We start from the raw sequence: 17295 nt of genomic DNA, 5'->3' as shown, positions 1-17295 counted from the left end.
AAAGCCTTCACTGTATCTATAATTTCTCTATTTTTAGACAGGATTGACTAAAATCCACAACATTTAAAAAAGCGAATTTCAATTGAAACTCGCTTTTTTACAAAATGTATTAGTATAAATCTTGTATCTTATACTCAATGAAAATCAAAGAGCAAACTAGGAAGCTAGCCGCAGGTTGCTCAAAGCACAGCTTTGAGGTTGCAGATAAAGCTGACATGGTTTGAAGAGATTTTCGAAGAGTATTAGTTCAAGTGCCAGATATCTTCGTTATACTGAGCGATTGTACGGTCAGATGAGAAGAATCCTGCTTTAGAAATGTTAACGATAACTTTATCCAACCATGCGTCACGGTCTTCGTAGTCAGCAAGCATTTGCTCTTTGACTTTGATATAGTCTTCCAAGTCAAGAAGAGTCATGAACCAGTCTTTGTTGATCAATTCATTGTAAAGACGTTCCAAGCGCTCTTTGTTTCCAGCTGCAAGAACTGCATCGCTAACGATGAAGTCAACCAATGGTTTGATAGCTTTACGAGCGTAGAATTCGCTTGATTTGTAAGCTGCTTTTGCGTAAAGGTCGATAACAGTTTCTGAATCTTCACCAAAGATGTAGATGTTTTCGTCGCCAACCAACTCAGCGATTTCCACGTTAGCTCCGTCCATAGTACCAAGAGTCAAAGCTCCGTTCAACATGAATTTCATGTTACCAGTACCTGAAGCTTCTTTAGAAGCAAGTGAGATTTGTTCTGAGATATCACATGCTGGGATAAGGAAGCTTGCTGCAGTAACGTTGTAGTTTTCAACCATAACTACTTGCAAGTGTGGAGCTACTGCTGGATCGTTAGCAATCACTTCTGACATGCAAAGGATCAAGTGGATAATGTCTTGAGCGATTGTGTAGGCTGGAGCTGCTTTACCACCAAAGAAGATTGTAATTGGGCGAGCAGGGATGTTACCAGCTTTGATGTCAAGATATTTGTGGATTACGTACAAAGCGTTCATTTGTTGTCGTTTGTACTCGTGAAGACGTTTGATTTGGATATCAAAGATAGAGTTTGGATTGATTTCCACACCTTGGTGTTCTTTCAAGTGACGAGCCAATTTACGTTTGTTGTGAGCCTTGATGCTTTCCAATTTTTCTTTGACAGCTGCTTTGTCTTCATAAGACAAGAGTTTTTCAAGCTCATCTGCTTCATGGTGCCAACCATCTCCAAGAATCTCATCCAAGTAGTGAGACAATCTTGGGTTAGCATGCATAAGCCAACGACGGAAAGTGATACCGTTTGTTTTGTTGTTGAACTTTTCTGGGTAAAGGTCGTAGAAAGCTTTCAACTCAGAATTTTTCAAGATTTCAGTGTGAAGTGCTGCTACTCCGTTAACACTGTATCCGTAGTGGATATCCATGTGAGCCATGTGAACACGTCCGCTCTCATCGATGATTTGAACAGCTGGATCTTTGTATTCTGCTTTCACACGACGGTCCAATTCTTCGATGATTGGTACCAAGTGAGGAACCACTTCTTGCAAGAATTCAAGAGGCCATTTTTCAAGCGCTTCTGCAAGGATTGTGTGGTTAGTATAAGCAGTCATACTACGAACGATTGAGATTGCTTCGTCAAGCTCGATACCACGTGCAGTCAAAAGACGGATCAATTCAGGAATCACCATTGATGGGTGAGTATCGTTGATTTGCACAACTGCGTAGTCAGCAAGGTCATGCAAGTTGCTTCCTTTTTCGATTGCTTCGTCGATGATCAATTGCGCACCGTTTGAAACCATGAAGTATTGTTGGAAGATACGGAGCAATTCACCTTGACGGTCACTATCATCTGGGTAAAGGAAGAGAGTCAAGTTGCGAGCGATATCTGTCTTGTCAAAGTTGATACCATCTTTAATAATAGAAGAATCAACTGAATCCAAGTCAAACAAACGCAAGCGGTTTTTAGTCGCTGTTTCATAACCAGTAACATCAATATCGTAAAGAGTTGATGTCAAAGTAAAGTCTGCAAATGGTACTTGGTAGCTACGGCTTGAGCGAACCAACCAGTTTTGCTCTGTCAACCATGCATTTGGAATTGTTTCTTGTTGGTTGTTTTTAAGAACTTGTTGGAAAAGACCAAAGTGGTAGTTAAGACCAACACCGTCACCATTCAAACCAAGAGTAGCAATTGAGTCGATAAAGCAGGCAGCCAAACGTCCCAAACCACCATTACCAAGAGATGGTTCCAATTCAACTTCTTCAACTTCGATCAAGTCTTTACCTGCAGCTGCAAGTTCTTTTTTAACATCGTCGTAAAGACCAAGGTTAATCAAGTTGTTTGACAAGAGTTTACCAATCAAGAACTCAGCTGAGATGTAGTAAACTTTTTTCTTACCAGTGTTGACTGGTTTTTGGCTGCTTGCAAGCTTGCTGTAGTTAAGAAGGGCAAGGTAAAGCTCTTCATTGCTACATTCTGCAATGGTTTTATTGTAACGATTTTGTACAAATTCTTGTAGTGATAACATGTTTAAGATGTCTCCTGATATTGTATTATTTCTTTAATTCTACCAAATTTTCATTGATTCGGCGATAGATTGTTGTTAAGTCAAGCAAACCTTCCTCAACAGCTGGTGTCAATTGCTCTTCAGTCATACGCCAAGACCAGTTTCCACCAAGGGTAGATGGGAAGTTCATACGAGCCGCCTCATCCAATTCTAGCAAATCTTGCATAGTTGCAATTGCCATGAAGCTAACTGATGAAAAGACTGTACGAAGCATAGCATGTGGCACTGTTTCGTATTCTTTACGGTTCGTGTAACGAGCCATGTACTCACGAGTCGCATCATCAATCTCGTTACGGTACCAACCAAGAACCGTATTGTTATCGTGAGTTCCTGTGTACATAACTGAGTTAGCAGGTGCCAAGTGTGGGCTATCGATACTTTCGTCTTCTGGGTTGAAGGCAAATTGAAGAATCTTCATTCCTGGGAAGCCAGTACGTTCACGCAACTCAATAACTTCATCTGTCATGAAGCCAAGGTCTTCTGCGATGATGTTTAGCTCACCAAGTTCTTCCTTAACGGCTGCAAAAAGCTTGTAGCCCGGACCTTTCACCCACTCACCAGGTGCTGCTGTATCGGAACCAGCAGGGATTTCCCAGTAAGATTCGAAACCACGGAAGTGGTCAATACGAACGATATCGTAGATTTTGAAGCTTTCACGCAAGCGTTCAATCCACCATTTGTAACCATCTTTGTCCATTGCTTCCCAGTCATAGATTGGGTTACCCCAAAGCTGACCAGTTGCAGAGAACTCATCTGGTGGACATCCTGCGATGCAAGTTGCCTTACCGTTGACATCTGTTTTGAAGAGATGCGGATTTGCCCACATATCGCTTGAATCTTCCGCTACGTAGATTGGCATGTCCCCAACGATTTCGATGTGGTTGTCGTTAGCGTAAGCTTTCAATTTCAACCATTGTTGGAAGAAGAAGTATTGAGTCACACGGTGGTAAACCAATTTGTCTGCCAATTGCTCACGGTAGCTTTCAAGTGCTGAAGCTTTACGAGCACGAACATCTGCATCTGGCCATTCAGTCCAAGCAAGATTGTCAAAATGCTCTTTGATAGCCATATACTCAGCAAAGAGCTCAAGCCATGATTGGTTGTCTTGAGCAAATTTCTCAAAATCTTTAACATCTCCTACTTCCAAGAAACGTTTTACCGCTTTTTCTAAAAGAGGACGACGTGCATAGTAGATTTTCGCATAATCAACTTCAGACGCATCGCTACCAAAGTCAACTCCTTCAAGGTCACTTGCTTCCAATAAACCTTGCTCCACCAAGATATCTAAATCGATAAAATGAGTGTTTCCTGCGAAAGCTGAGAAAGATTGGTAAGGAGAATCCCCGTAACTAGTTGTTCCTAATGGAAGGATTTGCCAGTAACGTTGTTTTGTGCGAACCAAGAAATCAACGAAGTCGTAAGCACTTTGACCAAATGATCCGATTCCGTAAGCTCCTGGAAGAGAAGAGATGTGCATCAACACACCACTTTGACGTTTTTTCATAATAGCACCTCGTGTGTTAAAATAATGGAACGTTGCGTATTTTTGCAGACGCAAACGTTTGCGCTACTTATAAGTATACTCCTTTTCAAGCATAATTGCAAGCGTTTTTAAAAAACTTTTTTGATTATTTTTAAGGAGACTAACCCATTTTAGCAAAGATAACTTATACTCAATGAAAATCAAAGAGCAAACTAGGAAACTAGCCGCAGGCTGTACTTGAGTACGGCAAGGCGACGTTGACGCGGTTTGAATTTGATTTTCGAAGAGTATTAAAACTATCTAATCCTAAAGTTTAACTCTCATGGAACAGTCTACAAAGTGCAACTCCTCCTCTAGAAAACTTGAATTTAGATGCAAGGGGCACAAAGATCCATAGAAAATAGATAGGAATTAGAAACAGGGAGGTAGCCCCTCCTGATTTCCTTCTTTAGATAGATTACATCTATTTTTTATTAAAAATACTGTATTCTTATCTATTTCACACTTTTCTTCTATTAAAAAGCAAAATCATGCTATCAAATCAAGCTTAAAAATTTTTTAAAATTTTTGTCAAAAACACTTGCAACCGTTTTCTATTTGTGCTATACTAAGGTCATAAAGGAAAACGTTTGCGTTTCCTTATCAATAAAACTTGTTATTCTTTAGGAGGAATACACTATGTCATCTAAATTCATGAAGAGCGCTGCGGTGCTTGGAACTGCTACACTTGCTAGCTTGCTCTTGGTAGCTTGCGGAAGCAAAACTGCTGATAAGCCTGCTGAGTCTGGTTCATCTGAAGCGAAAGAAATCACTCTTTACGTTGAGGACCAATACAAAGCTTATGCTGAAACAGTTGCTAAAGCTTATAAAGAGCAATCAGGCACAACAGTTAACATCAAATCTGGTGACCAACTTGGTGGGCTTGACAAACTTTCTCTTGACAACCAATCTGGTCAAGCTGCTGACGTTATGATGGCTCCATACGACCGTGTGGGTAGCCTTGGTTCTGACGGACAACTTTCAGAAGTGAAATTGAGCGATGGTGCTAAAACAGAAGATACAACTAAATCTCTTGTAACCGCTGCTGACGGTAAAGTTTACGGTGCTCCTGCCGTTATCGAGTCACTTGTTATGTACTACAACAAAGACTTGGTAAAAGACGCTCCCAAAACATTTGCTGACTTGGAAAACCTTGCTAAAGATAGCAAATATGCCTTCGCTGGAGAAGATGGAAAAACTTCTGCCTTCCTAGCTGACTGGACAAACTTCTACTATGCATACGGACTTCTTGCTGGTAACGGCGCTTACGTATTCGGACAAAACGGTAAAGACCCTAAAGACATCGGTCTTGCCAACGACGGTTCTATCGCAGGTATCAACTACGCTAAATCTTGGTACGAAAAATGGCCTAAAGGTATGCAAGATGGTACAGCTGCTGGAAACCTAATCCAAACTCAATTCCAAGAAGGTAAAACAGCTGCTATCATTGATGGGCCTTGGAAAGCTCAAGCCCTCAAAGATGCTAAAGTAAACTACGGTGTTGCGACTATCCCAACTCTTCCAAATGGAAAAGAATATGCTGCATTCGGTGGTGGTAAAGCTTGGATCATTCCTTCAAGTACTAAGAACCTTGAAGGCGCACAGAAATTTGTAGACTTCCTTGTTTCAACTGAACAACAAAAAGCTTTCTACGATGCAACTAACGAAATCCCAGCTAATACTGAAGCTCGTTCATACGCTGAAGGTAAAAACGATGAGTTGACAACAGCTGTTATCAAACAATTCAAGAACGCTCAACCAATTCCAAACATCTCTCAAATGTCTGCAGTTTGGGAACCAGCTGCTAACATGCTCTTTGATACTGTAAGTGGTCAAAAAGATGCTAAAACAGCTGCTAACGACGCTGTAACATTGATCAAAGAAACAATCAAACAAAAATTTGGTGAATAAAAAATTTGTTCAAGGGGGGTGGAATTCAAATCCCCCTTTGAATTTATCAATAGAGACACAAATAATTTAGCTTTCTTATAAAAAAAGTAGTATCCTATGAAAGGAGTTATTATGGAAAAGCAACAACCTAGTAAAGCAGCCCTGCTGTCTATCATTCCTGGGTTAGGACAGATTTATAATAAACAAAAAGCCAAAGGTTTTATCTTCCTTGGTGTAACCATCGTATTTGTCCTTTATTTCCTAGCACTTGCAGCACCTGAATTGAGCAATCTCATCACTCTTGGTGACAAGCCCGGTCGTGATAATTCCCTCTTTATGCTGATTCGTGGTGCCTTCCATTTAATCTTTGTAGTCGTTTATGTACTCTTTTATTTCTCAAATATCAAAGATGCATATACGATTGCAAAACGCATTAACAATGGAATTCCAGTTCCACGTACCCTCAAAGACATGATCAAAGGGATTTATGAAAATGGTTTCCCTTATCTCTTGATTATTCCATCTTATGTTGCCATGACCTTCGCGATTATCTTCCCAGTTATCGTAACCTTGATGATCGCCTTTACCAACTATGACTTCCAACACTTACCACCAAACAAATTGTTGGACTGGGTTGGTTTGACAAACTTTAGTAATATCTGGAGTTTGAGTACCTTCCGTTCTGCCTTTGGTTCTGTTCTTTCTTGGACCATCATCTGGGCTTTGGCAGCCTCAACTTTACAGATTGTGATTGGTATCTTCACAGCTATCATTGCTAACCAACCATTTATCAAAGGAAAACGTATCTTTGGTGTTATTTTCCTTCTTCCTTGGGCTGTCCCAGCCTTCATCACTATCTTGACATTCTCAAACATGTTTAACGATAGTGTCGGAGCTATCAACACCCAAGTATTGCCAATCTTGGCTAAATTCCTTCCTTTCCTTGATGGCGCTCTTATTCCCTGGAAAACAGACCCAACTTGGACTAAGATTGCCTTGATTATGATGCAAGGTTGGCTTGGATTCCCATACATCTACGTTCTGACCTTGGGTATCTTGCAATCTATTCCTAACGACCTTTACGAAGCAGCTTATATTGACGGTGCCAATGCTTGGCAAAAATTCCGCAACATCACTTTCCCAATGATCTTGGCTGTTGCGGCACCTACTTTGATTAGCCAATACACCTTCAACTTTAACAACTTCTCTATCATGTACCTCTTCAACGCTGGAGGACCTGGTAGTGTCGGTGGTGGAGCTGGTTCAACCGATATCTTGATTTCATGGATTTACCGTTTGACAACAGGTACATCTCCTCAATACTCAATGGCGGCAGCTGTCACCTTGATTATCTCTATCATTGTCATCTCAATCTCTATGATCGCATTCAAGAAACTACACGCATTTGATATGGAGGACGTCTAAGATGAATAACTCAATTAAACTCAAACGTAGACTGACTCAAAGCCTTACATACCTTTACCTGATTGGTCTATCAATTGTCATTATCTATCCACTTTTGATTACCATTATGTCAGCCTTCAAGACTGGTAACGTAGTAGCCTTTAAACTAGACAGCAACGTCGACTTTAGTTTTGCTAACTTCCAAGGCCTCTTCACTGAAACCTTGTACGGTACTTGGTACCTCAACACCTTGATCATTGCCTTGATTACCATGGCTGTTCAAACAAGTATCATCGTACTTGCTGGTTATGCCTACAGCCGTTACAACTTCTTGGCTCGTAAACAAAGTTTGGTCTTCTTCTTGATTATCCAAATGGTGCCAACTATGGCCGCTTTGACAGCCTTCTTCGTTATGGCGCTTATGTTGAACGCCCTTAACCACAGCTGGTTCCTCATCTTCCTCTACGTTGGTGGTGGTATCCCGATGAATACTTGGCTCATGAAAGGCTACTTCGATACAGTGCCAATGTCTTTAGACGAATCTGCAAAACTAGACGGTGCAGGACACTTCCGCCGCTTCTGGCAAATTGTTCTTCCACTTGTTCGCCCAATGGTTGCCGTACAAGCTCTCTGGGCCTTCATGGGACCTTTCGGGGACTACATCCTCTCTAGTTTCTTGCTTCGTGAGAAAGAATACTTTACTGTTGCCGTAGGTCTCCAAACCTTCGTTAACAATGCGAAAAACATGAAGATTGCCTACTTCTCAGCAGGTGCTATCCTCATCGCCCTTCCAATCTGTATTCTCTTCTTCTTCCTACAAAAGAACTTTGTTTCAGGACTTACAAGTGGTGGCGACAAGGGATAATTTATCCCCGCCACCCTTTTTCATTTTATACTCTTCTAAAATCTCTTCAAACCACGTCAGCTTCCATCTGCAACCTCAAAGTTGTGCTTTGAGCAACCTGCGACTAGCTTCCTAGTTTGTACTTTGATTTTCATTGACTATTAGCGATTGTCACTGTAAGTAATGTCCTTACAACAAGCAATTTTTCTCCTAGACTTGAAATAAAGCGAATTTAACTATATAATAATACTCATATAGAAAACACCTTTTAGAAAGATACCTATGCTTCCATATCCATTTTCCTATTTTTCAAGTATTTGGGGATTTCGTAAGCCCCTGTCCAAACGTTTCGGACTCAACTGGTTTCAACTACTCTTTACCAGTATCTTCCTTATCAGCTTGTCTATGGTACCCATTGCCATCCAAAACAGCTCCCAGGAGACCTATCCGCTAGAAACTTTTATCGATAATGTCTATGAACCTCTGACAGATGAGGTTGTCCAGGATCTCTCTGAACATGCTACAATTGTCGATGGCAACTTAACTTATACAGGAACTGCCAATCAAGCCCCTTCTCTTGTGATTGGTCCAAGCCAAAGCAAGGAATTACCTAAAGACTTGCAACTGCATTTCGATACAAATGAGCTAGTCATCAGCAAGGAAAGCAAAGAGCTGACCCGCGTCTCTTACCGAGCGATTGATACTGAGAGTTTCAAAAGCAAAGACAGCTTGACCCAAGCAATTTCTAAAGACTGGTACCAACAAAATCGTGTCTATATCAGTCTCTTCCTAGTTCTCGGTGCCAGCTTCCTCTTTGGTTTGAATTTCTTTATCGTCTCTCTAGGAGCTAGTCTTCTCCTTTATATCACTAAGAAATCACGCCTCTTTTCATTTAGAACCTTTAAAGAGTGCTATCACTTTATCTTGAACTGTTTAGGATTGCCGACTCTGATTACACTTATTTTGGGATTATTTGGCCAAAATATGACAACCCTGATTACTGTACAAAATATTCTTTTTGTTCTGTATCTGGTCACTATCTTTTATAAAACACATTTCCGTGATCCAAATTACCATAAATAGGAGATTTTTATGCCCGTTACGATTAAAGACGTGGCCAAGGCTGCTGGTGTTTCGCCTTCAACCGTAACCCGTGTTATTCAAAATAAATCAACCATTAGCGACGAAACAAAAAAACGCGTTCGCAAGGCTATGAAGGAGCTCAATTACCACCCCAACCTCAACGCTCGTAGCTTGGTAAGCAGCTACACTCAGGTGATTGGTTTGGTTCTTCCTGATGACTCAGACGCCTTCTACCAGAATCCTTTCTTTCCATCGGTTCTACGTGGCATCTCTCAAGTCGCATCTGAAAACCACTATGCCATTCAGATAGCAACAGGAAAAGATGAAAAGGAGCGTCTCAACGCTATTTCACAAATGGTCTACGGCAAGCGTGTAGATGGGCTAATCTTTCTCTATGCCCAAGAAGAAGATCCCCTCGTCAAACTCGTAGCAGAAGAACAGTTCCCCTTCCTTATCTTAGGTAAATCTCTATCTCCTTTCATCCCACTTGTCGACAACGACAATGTTCAAGCTGGTTTTGATGCGACTGAATATTTCATCAAAAAAGGCTGCAAACGCATTGCCTTTATCGGAGGAAGTAAAAAGCTCTTCGTGACCAAAGACCGTTTAACAGGCTATGAACAGGCGCTTAAGCATTACAAACTGACCACTGACAACAATCGCATCTACTTTGCCGACGAGTTTCTGGAAGAAAAGGGCTATAAATTTAGCAAGCGATTATTCAAGCACGATCCACAAATTGATGCTATCATCACAACCGATAGCCTCCTAGCTGAAGGTGTTTGTAACTATATTGCCAAACACCAGCTGAATGTCCCTGTTCTCAGCTTTGACTCGGTTAATCCCAAGCTCAACTTGGCAGCCTATGTCGATATCAATAGCCTAGAACTTGGTCAAACATCATTTGAAACGATTCTTCAGATTATCAACGATGCTAAAAGCAATAAACAAATTTGTTACCGCCAGTTGATTGCCCATAAAATTATAGAAAAATAAAAACCAGCTCACGCTGGTTTTTTTGGTCACTAATTATCTATCTCAACAAATCTTCCTAGAATATGAACATTTTCCGAGACAGAGACAAAGGCGCTTGGATCCACTTGTGTCATAATCTGTTTAAATTCATTAAACTCTGCACGTGTAATGACAGTGATTAAAACTGCCTTTCTCTCGTGATTATAGGTTCCTTCTGCATCATGGATCATGGTTGCTCCGCGGTGCAATTTTTTATGGATTTTCTCAATTACTTTATCTGGATGATTGGTCACAATCATAGCCTGCATGCGTTTTTGCTTGGTAAAAACAGCGTCTGTTACACGGCTAGAGACAAAGATGGTAATCATAGAGTAGAGAGCGTATTTCCAACCAAAGGTCAAACCTGCTATCAGCATGATGGTCCCATTTACCAAGAGAGAAATACTACCAACATTCTTACCTGTTTTCTTGCGAATAGTCAGGCTGACGATATCCGTCCCACCACTGGAGATATTGTTTCGAAGAGCAAAACCAATCCCTAAACCCATAACACCACCCCCAAAAAGGGCATTGATAATGGGATCCTCCGTCAAGGTTGCCACAGGGACAAACTGGATAAAGAAGGAACTCATAGATACCGTGATAAAGGTAAAGACGGTGAACTTATGGCCAATCTGATACCAAGCTAAGACCATCAAAGGGAAGTTAATGGCGTAGAAGGTTAGCGAAATCGGAATATGAAAACCAAACCAGTGATTACTCAAGGCAGAGATAATCTGTGCCATACCTGTTGCACCACTCGAATACACATGCCCTGGTTGGAAAAAAAAATTAACTGCTACTGCTGATAAAAAACCATAGACCAGAGAGGCCGAAATCTTCTCATCATACTTTTCTCGAGAAATACTTTGTAAGACACGTAAAATTTTTATCTGATAAGCAAAGCGGCGCAGATAATAGCGCCACCGCTTAATTCGTTTTGCTTGTTTCATCTTCTTCTACTTGTAAGCTGAGTTCCTCTAGTTGGTTGAGAGCGACTGTTGATGGAGCTTGTGTCATTGGGTCAGTTGCCTTGTTGTTCTTAGGAAAGGCAATGACTTCACGGATATTTTCTTCTCCAGCAAGCAACATGACAAAACGGTCAAGCCCGATAGCCAAACCACCGTGTGGTGGGAAACCATAGTCCATGGCTTCAAGAAGGAAACCAAACTGGTCATTGGCTTCTTCAGCTGAGAAACCAAGGGCCTTGAACATGCGTTCTTGAAGGTCTTTTTGGTTGATACGAAGGCTACCACCACCAAGCTCATAACCGTTCAAGACGATATCGTAAGCAATGGCATGAACCTTAGCCAAATCACCTTCTAATTCGTGAGCAGTCTCTTCCTGTGGAAGTGTGAATGGATGGTGGGCGCTCATGTAGCGGCCTTCTTCTTCAGACCATTCAAACATCGGCCAGTCAACCACCCAAAGGAAGTTGAACTTATCATTATCAATTAAGCCAAGCTCTTTAGCAATACGTCCACGAAGGGCACCCAGTGTTGCATTAGCCACTTCAAGCGTATCCGCCACAAAGAGAACCAAGTCCTTATCTTCAAGAGCAAGCGCTGTTGTCAATTCTTCTTGGATACCAGTCAAGAACTTGGCAACTGGTCCGTTTAATTCTCCATCAACCACCTTGACCCAAGCAAGACCTTTGGCACCATACTGTTTGGCTACTTCCGTCATCTTGTCGATGTCTTTACGTGAATAGTTGTCCGCAGCTCCTTTGACCACAATGGCTTTTACAGCAGGTGCTTCTGAAAAGACTTTAAAGTCTACACCTTTGACCGCTTCTGTCAAGTCCTGAAGCAACATGTCAAAACGAGTATCTGGCTTGTCAGAACCGTAAAGAGCCATAGCATCATCGTATTTCATACGAGGGAACGGTAGCGTTACTTCGATACCTTTTGTTTCCTTCATCACGCGCGCAATCAAGCCTTCTGTGATATCTTGGATTTCTTGCTCAGTAAGGAAGGACGTTTCCAAGTCGACCTGGGTAAACTCAGGCTGGCGGTCTCCACGCAAGTCCTCGTCACGGAAACATTTGACGATTTGGTAGTAACGGTCAAAACCAGCATTCATCAAAAGCTGTTTCGTAATTTGTGGACTTTGAGGAAGCGCGTAAAAATGCCCTTTATTGACACGAGATGGCACCAAATAGTCACGCGCCCCTTCTGGTGTTGACTTAGAAAGGAATGGTGTCTCTACGTCGATAAATTCCAACTCATCCAAGTAGTTGCGGATAGAGTGGGTCACCTTAGCACGAAGTTTAAGATTTTCCAACATTTCTGGACGACGAAGGTCAAGGTAACGGTAACGCAAACGTGTATCGTCATTGGCCTCAATACCATCCTTAATCTCAAATGGGGTTGTCTTAGCTGTATTAAGTACTGTCAGAGCTGTCACGTTTAACTCAACCGCACCAGTTGGTAACTTATCATTGGCTTGCTCACGCGCAGCAACTTGACCAGTCACCTCGATAACAAATTCACTACGAAGGTTTTCAGCTGTTTCCATAACCTCTGCAGATACTTTTTCAGGGTTGATAACCAACTGCATGATTCCTTCACGGTCACGAAGGTCGATAAAGATCAAACCACCAAGGTCACGACGACGGCCAACCCATCCTTTCAAGGTCATTTCTTTTCCGATGTGTTCCTCACGAACACGACCAGCATACATACTACGTTTCATTGTTTCTCTCCTCTTTTATTCTGTTACTATTTTACCATAAAAGCGCAGGCTCTTCATGAAAATCCATCAGAAAAGTTTGCCAGTCTTTAAAAATCAGGTAAAGTCCCTAAAAATTAGCGTCCATACAAAAAATCCGATGAAGTTCACCGGACTCTTTTATTTTGAATTGTTGCCTGCTTTACGCTTTTCAGTGATTTCGGCTGCCTTTCGAGGCAAGACAATTTCCGTTATGTAAGCCGTCCCAAAACGCAGTACACCTGCAATAGGAGCAAAGACAACTGCTAGATAGTTATAGAAGAAATCGCCTTTGAAGGCATAAGCTAGCGCTCCAATGATGAAAAATAGAACGACTGCCTGAATCACTGCTAATAAAATTACTCGTTTCATGTGACCTCCTGACTCTATTATAGCATGAGAATCATCAAAAAGCCGACTAAATTATTCAAAGCGTGAAGAGAAATACTGTAGACCAGACCTTTTCTGCTAATGTAAGCCAAACCCAAACTAAAACCAAGGCTAAAATAGACAAAAAATTGTTGCACATCACCTGGAAAATGAATCAAGGCAAATAGAAGACTAGATACCAGAAGAAAAATCAGGGTTCGTTTACTATTGTCCTGCTTAGGAAAGAGATAGCGTGCTAACATCCCTCTAAAAACAATCTCTTCCGTCAAAGGAGCAAAAATAACCACAGCAAAGAATGAGAAAAGTGGTTGAGACAAGGTCAAGTCTGTCGCTATTTGCTGATTTACTGAAGGATCATCTGGCAAGAAGAATTGAACGACCAGAGATAAGAACCAAACCAAGGCAGGAAGCCAAATAAATCGGTTAAAGCCGCTCTTCTCAATATAAACAGGAGCTTTCTGATACCATTTGTAAATGCCGTACACATATACTCCAGCCAAGACCACATAGAGTAGAGTAACAGCATAGGGTGAAGCGCCTAAAGCAAGCGACGCAGTCGCGAGCCCCTGAATAAAGCCATAGATAAATAAAAAGGATAGAAGGGCTAGAAGAATCCAGCCAAGGTTTTTAAGTAATTTCATAAATAACTCCTTTATTTGAAATAACGTTTTACCATAGGTAACTGCATCACATTGATATAAACATGGATGGCTCCTACAAGCAAGAAAGCTAGTAACTGAATCTCTCCTGTCAAGAAAGAAATGATAATAAGAAAAATATATAAGGCTGGTAAGACATATTGGTGTAATTGGAATAAAATTCGAAAACTCTGTTCCAAATTAGCCTGACGCTCCCCTTCATCATAAGAATTTATATAGTTCAAGACATCCTTTGGTGTAGCGAAAAATTCCAAATCAAACTGACGAACAATCGCAATGGTTTTAAAAAGAGATTTTTGAGCGACTAAGAATACCACAAAGAGTAAGAAAGAAAGGAAAAATGTTTGAGGGTTTGTATGCAATATAATCACCTCACTTAATGAAATAAAAATAGCCAATGGAATCGCTACACCTGTAATATTAAAAGCAATGGTTCCAAACTCAAGATTCCGGTACATTTGCACATAATAGGTTTCATTCAGATCGTCATCCATTTCCTCTTGATACAAGGAATGAAATTTTCTGCTTTTCTTTAAGAAATTGAAAGTCAAAAACATACTAATGAAACCTATCAGTAAACAAATAGCTGATATCCATGGCATCAAGGCTTTTACATCTAAAATAATTTCGTGGGATTCGACACGTGCCTTAAACATCCCTACAAACATGCCCAAGAACCCCCCCAAGACAATAGACATCAAAAATAACAATCTACGTTTCTTTTTCATATTCATTCTCCTTTTTCACTTGCTAGATTTTTGGATTTCTTTTCAATCCATTCAATTACTGGGATGAGGGCAAAATAGGCCCAGATAAATTGGTCGCTGTAATAGAGATCAAACCATCCTAGATTTGTTCCAATTAGTAGAAATACGCTGACTAATAGAGCTATGGCAACTACATAATAAATCACTTTATACTTGTTCATCACTCGTCCTCCTCCAAGCGAAATACTGATTCGACTGTTTCGTTGAAAATTTGAGATATTTTCAAGGCAATCACAACGGACGGGGTGTATTCGTCCCGTTCTAATAGGCTAATGGTCTGTCTGGAAACCCCTGCTAGCTTAGCTAGGTCGGTTTGATTAAGGCCATCGCGAGCCCGCAGCTCTTTTAGACGATTTTTTAGTTGCATGTTACACACCTACTCTCCGTCAAATTCAACGGCTTGGATATCCTCAATACGTTGCAACTTGATTTTTTCTTTTCCCGTCTTATCTACGTATCGTAGCTTGACCCATTCCTCATCAACATCCACAACTTCCCAAAAATTTGTTCCAAATAGTTCTCCAATGATTGTTGGTTTCTTTCCAATCATTTCTTTTAAGATTCTTGACATTTCTATATTTCCTTTCTCTTTTCTTTCGATTACCTTTAACCTCTTCTCTATCCGCTTGATTTTCTTAGATTGACTCATATAAATCAAGACGAGAAAAGGAAACAAAATCCATACCCACATGTGGCTCCCTCCTATTTCTTTATTTCTTAACTTGCTTATATTGTAACACATCTTTTTCTTTTTGACAAGCATATTTGTCAAAAAGTTTATGATTTTTGTCATTTTGCAAAAGAAAAAGGTCAGGAGTAAAATCCTGACCAGTTTATCTACTATTAAAAGCCTAATTTTTCAAAGATTTCTGAGAAGTTTTGATTGATAGCATCAAGTGACACTTGCAATTCTTCTCGGGTTTGGTTGTTCTTGACCGTTACTTGTCCGCTTTCGACTTCGCTCTCACCTAGAGTGATGAGGGTCTTAGCCGCAAAGACATCGGCTGACTTGAACTGAGCTTTGAGTTTACGGTTGAGGTAATCACGCTCTGCTTTGAAACCTTGTTGGCGAAGAGCCTGTACCAATTCCAAGGCCTTGACATTTGCCCCTTCGCCCAAAACTGCGATATAGACATCTAGGGCATTTTCGATAGGGAGAGCCACACCTTGCTTTTCAAGAATGAGAAGCAGACGCTCTACACCAAGCCCAAAACCAAAGCCAGCAGTTTCAGGGCCACCAAAGTAAGAAACCAAACCATCGTAGCGACCACCCGCACAGACTGTCAAGTCATTGCCCTCAATCTCAGTGATGAACTCGAAAATGGTGTGGTTGTAGTAGTCCAAACCACGCACCATATTGGTATCGATGATATAGTCTACTCCAAGATTTTCCAACATCTGACGCACAGCATCAAAATGAGCTTGACTTTCTTCATCAAGGAAGTCCAAGATAGACGGCGCATTCTCTACTGCTACCTTGTCTTCTTTTTCCTTAGAGTCCAAGACACGGAGAGGATTTTCCTCCAAACGACGTTGGCTATCCTTAGACAAGATCTCCTTGAGCGGTGTCAAATAGTCAATCAAGGCTTGACGGTAGGCTGCACGGCTCTCAGGATTTCCAAGAGTGTTAAGATGTAATTTGACACCTTGGATACCGATTTCTTTCAAGAAATGGGCCGCCATCGCGATGGTTTCCACATCGGTAGCTGGATTGCTAGAACCAAAACACTCAACACCAATCTGGTGGAATTGGCGCAAACGCCCTGCCTGTGGACGCTCGTAACGGAACATAGCTCCCATGTAGTAGAACTTACTTGGCTTTTGCACTTCTGGGGCGAAAAGTCTATTTTCCACATAGGAACGGACAACGGGCGCAGTTCCTTCTGGACGGAGAGTAATATGGCGGTCACCCTTGTCATAGAAGTCGTACATTTCCTTGGTTACGATATCCGTTGTATCTCCGACAGAGCGACTGATGACTTCGTAGTGCTCAAAAATAGGCGTGCGCACTTCTGCATAATTATAGCGCTTGAAAATCTCACGGGCAAAGCCCTCAACGTACTGCCATTTGGCAGATTCAGCAGGTAAAATATCCTGCGTTCCTTTTGGTTTTTGTAATTTCATAGGGAATCCTCTTTAAACTTAATAGTCTTATTTTACCATAAATAAAGGGATTAAAACAGTAAGAAAAAAATTAGGATTTCCCCCAAATCATTCATACCTCTCTCAACTAGATGTAACTTACAAAACCCCTGACCTCATGAGCCACTTTCTTCCTCCTCATGAGGCCAGTTTTACTTTCTGCTGTTCCAGTATCATTTTTCCTCGCTAGATTTCCTCAAAAGGGCATACTCCTCCCTTGGTGCGTCACACGATTTTTTCATCTCGACTGTTCTTTAATGTATCATTAACGACGCTTTTCTTCTAGGTGGTTCATAAGGAACAGGAAGATTCAGGTTGACTTTTCTAATCC

At 41.1% G+C, this 17295-nt stretch carries 16 protein-coding genes; 5 read left to right on the top strand and 11 right to left on the bottom strand.

Features of this window, described 5'->3' with window-relative positions; translation table 11 throughout:
- Positions 1-242: 242 nt before the first annotated feature.
- Together glgP and malQ are read right to left on the bottom strand one after the other, a co-directional pair.
- Positions 243-2501 (bottom strand): glycogen/starch/alpha-glucan family phosphorylase, encoded by a 2259-nt coding sequence (glgP, locus tag HT691_RS05305; RefSeq protein ID WP_023933826.1) that lies wholly within the window; start codon positions 2499-2501, stop codon positions 243-245.
- Between the two features lie 25 nt (positions 2502-2526).
- On the bottom strand, positions 2527-4092 hold the full coding sequence (gene malQ / locus HT691_RS05300; RefSeq protein WP_284730333.1) for a 4-alpha-glucanotransferase: 1566 nt from the start codon (positions 4090-4092) through the stop codon (positions 2527-2529).
- Positions 4093-4701: 609 nt separating this feature from the next.
- Between malQ and HT691_RS05295 the strand changes: the two genes are divergently transcribed.
- The 5 genes from HT691_RS05295 to HT691_RS05275 all read left to right on the top strand — a co-directional run bounded on the left by HT691_RS05295 (position 4702) and on the right by HT691_RS05275 (position 10279).
- Positions 4702-5973 (top strand): extracellular solute-binding protein, encoded by a 1272-nt coding sequence (locus HT691_RS05295; protein ID WP_000095469.1) that lies wholly within the window; start codon positions 4702-4704, stop codon positions 5971-5973.
- A gap of 111 nt (positions 5974-6084) precedes the next feature.
- Positions 6085-7377 (top strand): sugar ABC transporter permease, encoded by a 1293-nt coding sequence (locus tag HT691_RS05290; protein WP_000414964.1) that lies wholly within the window; start codon positions 6085-6087, stop codon positions 7375-7377.
- 1 nt (position 7378) lies between these two features.
- A complete protein-coding gene (locus HT691_RS05285; RefSeq protein ID WP_001065638.1) occupies positions 7379-8221 on the top strand; it encodes a sugar ABC transporter permease in 843 nt (280 codons plus the stop codon).
- A 261-nt stretch (positions 8222-8482) separates the two neighbouring features.
- On the top strand, positions 8483-9283 hold the full coding sequence (locus HT691_RS05280; protein ID WP_023933833.1) for a DUF1189 domain-containing protein: 801 nt from the start codon (positions 8483-8485) through the stop codon (positions 9281-9283).
- Positions 9284-9292: 9 nt separating this feature from the next.
- Positions 9293-10279 (top strand): LacI family DNA-binding transcriptional regulator, encoded by a 987-nt coding sequence (locus HT691_RS05275; protein ID WP_023939941.1) that lies wholly within the window; start codon positions 9293-9295, stop codon positions 10277-10279.
- 29 nt (positions 10280-10308) lie between these two features.
- Here HT691_RS05275 and HT691_RS05270 read toward each other — a convergent pair whose 3' ends face one another.
- From HT691_RS05270 to hisS, 9 genes are all read right to left on the bottom strand, one after another.
- Positions 10309-11250, bottom strand: a complete 942-nt coding sequence (locus HT691_RS05270; protein WP_172923332.1) for a YitT family protein — start codon at positions 11248-11250, stop codon at positions 10309-10311.
- Complete coding sequence (gene aspS / locus HT691_RS05265) at positions 11228-12991, bottom strand: aspartate--tRNA ligase (RefSeq protein ID WP_000830859.1); 1764 nt, start codon at positions 12989-12991, stop codon at positions 11228-11230. The genes HT691_RS05270 and aspS overlap by 23 nt, the downstream gene beginning before the upstream one ends.
- Before the next feature lie 156 nt (positions 12992-13147).
- On the bottom strand, positions 13148-13378 hold the full coding sequence (locus HT691_RS05260; protein WP_000832183.1) for a hypothetical protein: 231 nt from the start codon (positions 13376-13378) through the stop codon (positions 13148-13150).
- Positions 13379-13395: 17 nt separating this feature from the next.
- The gene (locus tag HT691_RS05255) at positions 13396-14037 is read right to left on the bottom strand and encodes a type II CAAX endopeptidase family protein (RefSeq protein ID WP_000771243.1); all 642 of its coding nucleotides are present in this window, start codon (positions 14035-14037) and stop codon (positions 13396-13398) included.
- Between the two features lie 11 nt (positions 14038-14048).
- Complete coding sequence (locus HT691_RS05250) at positions 14049-14783, bottom strand: DUF3169 family protein (protein WP_000730279.1); 735 nt, start codon at positions 14781-14783, stop codon at positions 14049-14051.
- A gap of 2 nt (positions 14784-14785) precedes the next feature.
- Complete coding sequence (locus HT691_RS05245; protein ID WP_001046136.1) at positions 14786-14983, bottom strand: hypothetical protein; 198 nt, start codon at positions 14981-14983, stop codon at positions 14786-14788.
- Complete coding sequence (locus tag HT691_RS05240) at positions 14983-15189, bottom strand: helix-turn-helix transcriptional regulator (protein ID WP_001176230.1); 207 nt, start codon at positions 15187-15189, stop codon at positions 14983-14985. The genes HT691_RS05245 and HT691_RS05240 overlap by 1 nt, the downstream gene beginning before the upstream one ends.
- 9 nt (positions 15190-15198) lie before the next feature.
- The gene (locus HT691_RS05235; RefSeq protein ID WP_162467686.1) at positions 15199-15666 is read right to left on the bottom strand and encodes a hypothetical protein; all 468 of its coding nucleotides are present in this window, start codon (positions 15664-15666) and stop codon (positions 15199-15201) included.
- Entirely contained in the window at positions 15666-16946 is a 1281-nt protein-coding gene (hisS, locus tag HT691_RS05230; protein WP_172921742.1) for a histidine--tRNA ligase, read from the bottom strand. Before hisS ends, HT691_RS05235 begins: the two co-directional genes overlap by 1 nt.
- Positions 16947-17295: the final 349 nt, after the last annotated feature.

Origin of the sequence: Streptococcus sp. 477 (genome assembly GCF_013277295.1) — a bacterium.
Taxonomy (GTDB): Bacteria; Bacillota; Bacilli; order Lactobacillales; family Streptococcaceae; genus Streptococcus; species Streptococcus pseudopneumoniae.
This window is presented reverse-complemented; position numbering and strand designations above follow the sequence as displayed.